This window comes from Pseudomonas sp. UBA4194, from assembly GCF_002379585.1.
In the GTDB taxonomy this organism is placed as follows: domain Bacteria; phylum Pseudomonadota; class Gammaproteobacteria; order Pseudomonadales; family Pseudomonadaceae; genus Aquipseudomonas.
The window spans coordinates 1-9,193 of record NZ_DFUE01000062.1 but is presented as its reverse complement, the minus strand read 5'-3'; the positions used below and the strand labels follow the sequence as shown (position 1 = coordinate 9,193).

Here is a 9,193-nt window from a genome sequence, read left to right as displayed (position 1 = left end):
CTACAGACCGCCCCACCACCCTCACCAACCCCACGTACTGCGCATTCCGCATATTACCTAATTCCTAAAATGAATTTCACGCACAGACAATACTCCGTTAGCTTATAAGCATTCGATTGGTTATCACACTTTAAAATAACCAAATTGCTTACCCCTGACGCTCCTGGAGTTTCCTGTGCGCAACGTTCTCAAACTCGCCGCCGCCGCGCTGGCCATTGCCGTATCTGCGGGCGTCAGCGCCCAGACCCTCACCGTAGGTGACCAGAGCTACAACACCCGCGCGGTGATGGAAGCCGCCGGCGTGCTCAACGATCTGCCCTACACCCTGGACTGGAAGCAGTTCACCGCCGGCTCCCCCGTAGCTGAAGCGCTCAACGTCGGCAGCCTGGACGTCGGCCTGCTGGGCGATGCCCCTCCCCTGTTTCTGGGTGCCTTGGGCGCGCCCATCAAGGTGATCGCGGTCAGCCAGCAGAGCCTCGACGGCGTGGCCATCCTGGCCCGCAAGGATTCGGCGATCAACACCCTGGCCGATATCAAAGGCAAACGGGTCGCCATCTGGAAGGGATCATGGAGCCAGCAACTGCTGTTCACCGCCCTGGACAAGGCCGGTGTGCCCCGTGACTCGGTCGACATTCGCTACCTCAGCGCACTTGACGCCTCCCACGCTCTGGAAGGCGGCTCGGTGGACGTGATCGCCACCTGGGAACCCTATGTCACGCAGCAGGAACGCCAGGGTGCCAAGGTCATTGCCACCGCCAAGGGACTGATCCCGGCGCAAAGTTTCGTGGTCGCCAACAACGATTCCCTGAGCGAGAAACGGGCCGCCATCAGCGACTTTCTGCAACGCCTGAAAAAAGCCCGGGAGTGGACCCTCAGCGATCCGGCCCATAACGACGCCTACGCCGATGCCTGGGCCGAGCGCACCAAGGCCGACCGGGAAATTGCCCGTGCCTGGTTCTCCCGCGCGAAAACCCAGGTCGGGCCGGTGGATCAAACCAAGATCGCCGCCGCGCAGCAGACCATCGATTTCTTCAGCGGCCTGGGCTTGATCAAGTCCTACCCTGCCGCGTCGCTTTTCGATGATTCGTTCAAGGGTGCCTTCGAACCGAAGACCACCGCCCAAGCCGCGCCATAAGGACAGGACAGCCAAACCATGAGCCAACGACAACTCAAACTCGGCGCCCTGACCATGGGCGTCGGCGGCCCCGGCCGCCACAACCTGTGGCTGGACCCGGAACTGCCCAGTGACGCCAGCGTAAACATCGATTGGTACATCGACATCGCGCGCCAGGCTGAAGCGGCCTGCTTCGACCTGATTTTCATTGTCGACAGCCAGTTCATCACCCCCGGTTCACCGCCGCACTATCTGAACCGCCTGGAGCCGCTGACCCTGCTCTCGGCGCTGGCCGTGAGCACTCGCCATATCGGCCTGGTCGGCACCCTGACCACGTCCTACAACGAGCCCTTCAATGTGGCCCGGCGTCTGGCCTCGCTGGACCTGATCAGCAAGGGCCGCGCCGGCTGGAACGTGGTGACCAGTGGCGACGCCGGCACCGCGGGCAACTACGGGCGCGACGAACACTACGATTACGACACCCGCTACTCCCGCGCTCAGGAGCACGTGAAAGTGGTGCAGGGTTTGTGGCAATCCTGGGAGGACGACGCGTTCACGCGCGATCGCAGCAGCGGTCGCTACTTCGATCCGGCCAAACTGCACGCGCTGAACCACAAGGGTGAGCACTTCCAGGTGGTGGGCCCGCTGAACATCCAACGCTCGCCTCAAGGCCAGCCGGTGATTTTCCAGGCCGGTGACTCCGAGCAGGGTCGCGAACTGGGCGCCGCCATCGCCGACGTGGTGTTCACCCACGCGCCGACCTTGGAGCAAGGTCAGCAGTTCTATCGCGAGATCAAGGCCCGCGCCGAGCGCCAGGGGCGTGACCCGGAGCAGGTGCTGGTGTTGCCAGGCGCAGAAGTTTTCGTCGGCGATACCGATGAACAGGCGCGGGAAATCGAGCGCCATTACCATCAGACCGACCACAGCTTCGAGCAGGCCCTGCTGGAATTCGGCCGCTCGTTCGGCTGGCACGACTTCAGCCAGTACGACCTGGATGCACCCTTCCCGGTGCAGGCGCTGGAAGCGGCCCGCAGCAGCTTCTTCACCGTGGCCAAGCGCATCACCGACAAGGCAGTGAGTGAAGGTCAGACCTTGCGCCAGGCCGTACAGGCCTCCCGTCAATTGCGCCCCGGGGCATTCGTCGGCACCGCGGAAACGGTCGCGGCGAAGATGGCCACCTGGTTCGAAGCGCACGCGGTGGATGGGTTCAATATCTACATCGGGCACCCCGGGCAGTTCCGGCGGTTTACCGAGGAGGTGGTGCCGTTGTTGCAGGCGCGCGGCGTGTATCGGCGCGAATACCCGGGCGGGACGTTGCGTGAGACGTTGGGGTTGGATATTCCCGTTGTGCGTCGCGGTTGAGAGTTTCTGAGGAGGGTCCCCTCACCCCGGCCCTCTCCCTGAGGGAGAGAGCGCCGAAAGCATACGGCGTACCGCGAATCCCACCCCAAGGTGCCCCGCTTGGCACCTGCAACGTGCCGTTCCCCCCATTCACCGCTACAATGCCCGCCTGACCGTGATCACCCAGACTAAAAAAACATGTCCTTGCCCAAACACCACCTGGAATTGCTCAGCCCTGCCCGCGATGTTGCCATCGCCCGCGAGGCTATCCTGCATGGCGCCGACGCCGTGTACATCGGCGGCCCGAGCTTCGGCGCGCGGCACAATGCCTGCAACGAGCTGAGCGATATTGCCGGCCTGGTCGAGTTCGCCCGGCGCTACCACGCGCGGGTGTTCACCACCCTGAACACCATTTTGCACGACAACGAGTTGGAGCCGGCGCGCGCGCTGATCCACCAGCTCTACGATGCCGGCGTCGATGCCCTGATCGTGCAAGACCTGGGTGTGATGGAGCTGGATATTCCGCCCATCGAGCTGCACGCCAGCACCCAGACCGACATCCGCACCTTGGCCCGGGCCAAGTTCCTCGACCAGGCGGGGTTCTCGCAGCTGGTCCTGGCCCGCGAGCTGAACCTGCAGGAAATCCGGGCCATCGCCGACGAGACCGACGCCGCCGTCGAGTTCTTCATTCATGGCGCGTTGTGCGTGGCGTTCTCGGGGCAGTGCAATATCTCCCACGCCCATACCGGGCGCAGCGCCAACCGCGGCGACTGCTCCCAGGCCTGCCGCCTGCCCTACACCCTCAAGGACGACCAGGGCCGCGTGGTGGCCTATGAAAAGCACCTGCTGTCGATGAAGGACAACAACCAGAGCGCCAACATCCGCGCACTGGTCGACGCCGGCGTGCGCTCGTTCAAGATCGAAGGCCGCTACAAGGACATGGCCTATGTGAAGAACATCACCGCCTACTATCGCCAGCGGCTGGACGACGTGCTCGAAGACCGCACCGACCTGGCCCGTGCCTCCAGCGGTCGCACTCAACACTTCTTCGTGCCCGACCCGGACAAGACCTTCCACCGGGGCAGCACTGACTATTTCGTCACCGACCGCAAGATCGACATCGGCGCTTTCGACTCTCCGACCTTCACCGGGTTGCTGGTGGGCACCGTGGAAAAGGTCGGCAAGCGCGACCTGCAAGTGGTCACCCACGAGCCGCTGTCCAACGGCGACGGCCTCAATGTGCTGATCAAGCGTGAAGTGGTGGGCTTTCGTGCCAACATCGCCGAACCCAAGGGCGAATTCGAGGAAGACGGCGAGAGACGCTACCGCTACCGCGTCGAACCCAACGAGATGCCCGGCAACCTCAACCAGCTGCGCCCTCACCACCCCTTGAGTCGCAACTTGGACCACAACTGGCAGCAAGCCCTGGTCAAGACCTCCGCCGAACGCCGCGTGGGCCTGGCCTGGGTAGCGCACCTGCGTGAGCAGCGTCTGGCGTTGAGCGCTACCAGCGAGGAAGGCATTCGTGTGGAGGTTGCCCTGGACGGCCCGTTCGGCCCGGCCAACAAACCGGAGCAGGCCCTAGAGCAGTTGCATGACCTGCTCGGCCAACTGGGGACCACCCAGTACCACGCCACCGCCATCGAGCTGGATGCGCCCCAGGCCTGGTTCATCCCCAATTCCCAGCTCAAGGCCCTGCGCCGCGAGGCCATCGAGGCCCTGACCGCTGCACGCATCGCCGCCCATCCGCGCGGTGCACGCAAGGCCGAGAGCGTGCCGGCCCCGGTCTATCCCGAGTCGCACCTGTCGTTCCTGGCCAACGTCTATAACCAGAAAGCCCGGGACTTCTATCACCGCCACGGGGTCAAGCTGATCGACGCGGCCTACGAGGCGCACGAGGAAGCCGGAGAAGTGCCGGTGATGATCACCAAGCACTGCCTGCGTTTCTCCTTCAACCTGTGCCCCAAACAAGCCAAGGGTGTCACGGGCGTGCGCACCAAGGTCGCGCCGATGCAGCTGGTGCATGGCGATGAAGTGCTGACCCTGAAGTTCGACTGCAAACCATGCGAAATGCATGTGATCGGCAAGATGAAGGGCCATATCCTCGACCTGCCTCAGCCAGGCAGCGGCGCCAACATCGTCGGCCATATCAGCCCCGAAGACTTGCTCAAGACCATCCCCCGCGCGCCGCACTGATCCGTCCCGGCGGCCAGGCCTCAAAGGTTTGGTCGCTGCTCCTGCCCCTCTGTCAGGTGAACTCCATGGCCAGCATTTGCGCTCATCATCAAGGTCGCAGCCTGATCGGCGGGGCCGCTCAGGGCACCTTGATTTTCGCCGACACCGGGCTGAGCTTCTGGGGTGGCGTCGATCCGGCCACTGGCCAGGTCATCGACCAACATCACCCGTTGCACGGTCGGCAACTGTCCGGGCAGCTACTGGCCATTCCCAGTGGCCGAGGGTCGTGCACCGGCAGCAGCGTGATGATGGAGCTGATCAGCCAAGGCCGCGCACCGGCGGCATTGATCCTCGCCGAGCCCGACGAAATCCTCACGCTGGGCGTGCTGGTGGCGCGCTATTTTTTCGAGCGATCGCTGCCCGTGCTGTGCGTTGGCCCCCAGCTCTTCGCGCAACTGGCGAGCTACGGCTGGGCGCGGGTGGTGGATGATCGCCTGGAGTTGTATCGCGACGAGCCCGAAGGGCTTGAACCGATGCCCCCTGCCCTTGCGGACCTGGCGTTCGAAAGCACACTGAAGCTAAGCCCGTTCGACCACAGCCTGCTCGAGGGCCAACATGGCAAGGGCGCGCAGGTGGCCATGCAGATCGTCACGCGCATGGCGGAGTTGCAGGGCGCACGCGAGCTGGTGGACGTCAGCCAGGCGCATATCGACGGCTGCATCTATACCGGGCCGGCCAGCCTGCAGTTCGCCGAGCAGTGGGTGCAGTGGGGCGCGCGGGTGCGCGTCCCCACTACCCTCAACGCCATTTCGGTGGACCAGCGACGCTGGCGCGAGCTGGGTGTCGATCCGGCCTTGGGTGACCCAGCCAGCGCCCTGGGTGATGCCTATATGGCCATGGGCGCGCAGATGAGCTTCACCTGTGCGCCCTACCTGCTCGATACCGCGCCGAGCCTGGGTGAGCACGTGGTGTGGGCCGAGTCCAATGCGGTGGCCTATGCCAACAGCGTGCTGGGCGCGCGCACCCAGAAGTATGCCGACTACCTGGATATCTGCATCGCCCTGACGGGTCGCGCGCCGCTGGCTGGCTGTCATGTGGACGACCAACGCCAGCCGCGGCTGGGCTTCACCGTCACCCGACCGGCCGCTGCCGACGACAGCTTCTATCCCTTGCTGGGCTACCACATCGGTGCGCTGTGCGGCAGCCGTATTCCGCTGATCTTCGGGTTGGAGCAACAATGTCCCAGTTTGGATGACCTGAAGGCTTTCAGTGCAGCGTTCGCCACCACCAGCGCGGCGCCCATGTTTCACCTGGCCGGTGTCACCCCGCACGCCAGGGATCTCGAAGCATCGGCCCACACCCGCATCGGTCTGCCGATGCGCGACGTGCAACCCGCTGACTTGCTGCACAGCTGGCACGAGCTCAACAGCGCACGGGAAGCTCAGGTCGATGTGGTGACACTGGGTAATCCGCATTTTTCCTTGAGCGAGTTCGCTCGCCTGGCAGCTATGTGCGCCGGACGCCGCAAGCATCCTGACGTGGTTCTGGCGATCACCTGTGGCCGGACGATTCTGGAGCAGGCTCGGCAGCAAGGCCATGTCGCGGTGCTGGAGCGGTTCGGCGCGACGCTGATCACCGACACCTGCTGGTGCATGCTGGGTGAACCAGTCATTCCCCCCGCCGCCCGCGTGCTCATGACCAACTCCGGCAAGTACGCCCACTATGCACCGGGGCTGGTTGGGCGTAGCGTGCACTTTGGCAGCCTGGCGGATTGCGTGGCCGCGGCCTGCACCGGCCAAACCCCGATGCAAAGTCCGCCCTGGCTGCCGCGCAACTGACCCGAGCCAGCGGCAACTTTCCATGGGGCTGGGGCTCTACTACGATAATCGACAATCCGACGCTGCCCCTCAGGAGCCCTGCCCATGCCCCGATTTCTTTACCTGACCTTCGCCAGTTTGGCCTTGCTTTCCAGCCAGGCCATGGCTGACGGGTTGAAGATCGCCGTGATCGGCGCCGGCAACGTTGGCGGCACGTTGGGCACGCTATGGGCACAGGCAGGGCACCCGGTGATGTTCTCCTCGCGTCATCCCGAGGAGCTGACCGATCTGGTGAAAGCGGCCGGCGCCAATGCGCGGGTGGGTTCCGTCAGCGAGGCAGCGACCTGGGCCGACGTGATTGTGCTGAGCGTGCCCTATGGCGCCATGCCGGTGGTGGCCGAACAGCTCAAGGGCGCATTCCAAGGCAAGGTGGTGCTCAGCGCCAGCAACCCGTTCAGCGGTCGTGACGGGGACACCGGGCGCAAGGCACTGGCACAAGGTGTGGCCCTGGCCGATCAGCAGTACCTGCCCGGCGCGCACCTGGTGCGCGCGTTCAACGCCATCGGTTACGCCTCGATGAAGGGCCAGTCGGGCAAGGGCAAGGCTATCCCGACGTTCGCCGACGACGCCCAGGCTCGTGAAATGGGCGCCAGGCTGGTGCGCGATGCCGGCTTCGTTCCGGTGTTGCTGCCGCTGTCCAAGGCCAATGACGGGCTGCCGGGCGGGCCGCTGAGTGGGGTGCTGACCGAGGCGCAGATTCGAGAAAAATCCGGGCATTAGTCGCGCGCTGCAACCCTTAAGGCTTATTCCATCCAGCGCTTATCATTAAGCGTTTTGTGATTATCCAGACATAAGAGACAGTGCTACTGTCGGCGTCATAACGATCAGCCGTTGTGTCGCCTTTTATGCCCAATTATCTGGATTCCCGTCATCGTCATCAGATCCTGCAACTGCAGGACACCTGGACCGCGCGCACCGAATGGCCCACCTGGCTGCTTCTGCTGGGGACCTATGGCGCCTGGTGGAGCGTGGTTCACTTCAGCCCTTTCGCCGGGCGACTGTTGACGGTCCTGCTGCTGGTGCCGGTGATTACCCTGTGGATGTCGCTGCAACATGAAATGTTGCACGGCCATCCGACCCGCTGGCGCGGCCTGAACAAGCTGCTGGGCTATGCACCACTGGCGATCTGGTACCCCTACACCCTGTATCGCGACAGCCACCTGGCGCATCATCGCGATGATGCCCTGACCATGCCGCATCACGACCCGGAAAGCCGCTACCTCGATGCCCAGAGCTGGTCGCGCAGCGCAGGCCTGGGCCAGGCGTTGCATTGGTTGAACAAGACCTTGATAGGCCGTGTCTGCGTGGGACCTGCGCTGGCCCTGGCGGGTTTGATCACTCAGGAGTGTGGACGCCTGCGCCGTGGCGAACGGCAAGCGTGGCTGATGTGGACCACCCACCTGGCGTGCGTATTGGTGCTGCTTTGGTTCATCACCAGCCAGGGCGTACAGATCGTCGATTACCTGTCGGCCAGCGTGCTGGCGCTGGCGTTGTCCATGGTGCGTTCCTATTACGAACATCGCCCTGCCGATGCGCCAGAGCAGCGTTCGGTGCTCAATGAGGCGGGCTGGCCGTGGCGGTGGTTGTTTCTCAACTTGAACCTGCATCTGGTGCATCACGATCTGCCAGGATTGCCTTGGTACTATTTGCCGCGCGTGTACCGCGAGCGGCGAGCAGACTGGTTGCAACGCAGTGGGCATTTCCTGGTCAATGGCTACAGCGAACTGTTTCGCCGCTACGCCGTCCGCCCCGTGGACAGCCCCCTGCACCCCCGAAGTTGAGGCAGCCAGCCGTGACCGCCGAAGTGATTGCCGAACTGCCCATGTACCCAGCACCCGCCGCCGTAGGTGCTGCGTATGAGCAATGGCTGCGGTGCACCCTTGAGCTGTTGGGCATCGATGAGCACACTCCCTGGAAGGGGTCGCTGGAGGCGCTCTGGCTGCATCCGCATTTGCTGTTGGCGCAGACCTGCGGCTTTCCATTGATTACGCAACTCAAGGAGCAGGTACGTGTGGTCGGCCAGCCCTGCTTCGACCTGCCCGATGCGCAGAATGGGAAGCACTGCAGCGTGCTGGTGGTGCGCGCCGACGACCCGCGGGAGTTGCTGGCCGAGTATTTCAATTGCCGCGGCGCCTACAACAGCCTCGACTCCAATAGCGGGATGAATCTGTTGCGCCATGCACTGATTCCTCATGTTCGCCAAGGCCGCTTCTTCGCCAGCGCACAAGCCACGGGCAGCCACCGCGAGAGCATCGCCCAGGTGGCGCGCGGCGAGGCGGATCTGGCCGCTATCGACAGTGTGACCTTCGCTTATCTGGCCCGATACGCTCCGGACGAGGTGGCAGGTGTGCGGGTGCTGGGGCGTACGGCAAGCAGCCCGACCCTGCCCTACATCACGGCCCTTAAGGGGCCCGATCCACAAGTGTTGCGCGCAGCCATGAATGGGGCGCTGCAAGCGCTGCCTGAAGTCGCGTTGACGCTGGGAATCGTGGCCGTGCGGGAGGCAGAGCTGGGAGATTACGGGGTGTTGCTAAGGTATCGGGATGAGGCGCTGGGAGTGGTGATCTAGGCGGGCATGGAAATCATAAAACTTACACATACAATGCTAGCTCCATCTTGCAACTTGCGGGGGTGAGGCGGGTTTGGGGGTGATGGCAGGGTTGGGGATCGGTGGTGGATGGTCCCC

At 63.8% G+C, this 9,193-nt stretch carries 7 protein-coding genes; all 7 read left to right on the top strand.

Annotation, left to right across the window (positions count from 1 at the left end):
• The first annotated feature begins 175 nt into the window (after nucleotides 1–175).
• Nucleotides 176–1,135 (top strand): ABC transporter substrate-binding protein, encoded by a 960-nt coding sequence (locus B3397_RS15460; protein ID WP_296251651.1) that lies wholly within the window; start codon nucleotides 176–178, stop codon nucleotides 1,133–1,135.
• Between the two features lie 18 nt (nucleotides 1,136–1,153).
• Nucleotides 1,154–2,476 (top strand): LLM class flavin-dependent oxidoreductase, encoded by a 1,323-nt coding sequence (locus B3397_RS15455; protein ID WP_296251648.1) that lies wholly within the window; start codon nucleotides 1,154–1,156, stop codon nucleotides 2,474–2,476.
• 177 nt (nucleotides 2,477–2,653) lie between these two features.
• Complete coding sequence (locus tag B3397_RS15450; protein WP_296251646.1) at nucleotides 2,654–4,651, top strand: peptidase U32 family protein; 1,998 nt, start codon at nucleotides 2,654–2,656, stop codon at nucleotides 4,649–4,651.
• A 65-nt stretch (nucleotides 4,652–4,716) separates the two neighbouring features.
• Entirely contained in the window at nucleotides 4,717–6,468 is a 1,752-nt protein-coding gene (locus B3397_RS15445) for an aconitase family protein (RefSeq protein WP_296251644.1), read from the top strand.
• Between the two features lie 84 nt (nucleotides 6,469–6,552).
• Nucleotides 6,553–7,227 (top strand): NADPH-dependent F420 reductase, encoded by a 675-nt coding sequence (locus B3397_RS15440; protein ID WP_296251642.1) that lies wholly within the window; start codon nucleotides 6,553–6,555, stop codon nucleotides 7,225–7,227.
• 125 nt (nucleotides 7,228–7,352) lie between these two features.
• Nucleotides 7,353–8,288, top strand: coding sequence for a fatty acid desaturase (locus B3397_RS15435; protein ID WP_296251640.1), 936 nt, complete (start codon nucleotides 7,353–7,355; stop codon nucleotides 8,286–8,288).
• Between the two features lie 41 nt (nucleotides 8,289–8,329).
• Nucleotides 8,330–9,076, top strand: coding sequence for a phosphate/phosphite/phosphonate ABC transporter substrate-binding protein (locus B3397_RS15430; protein ID WP_296251653.1), 747 nt, complete (start codon nucleotides 8,330–8,332; stop codon nucleotides 9,074–9,076).
• Nucleotides 9,077–9,193 lie beyond the last annotated feature (117 nt).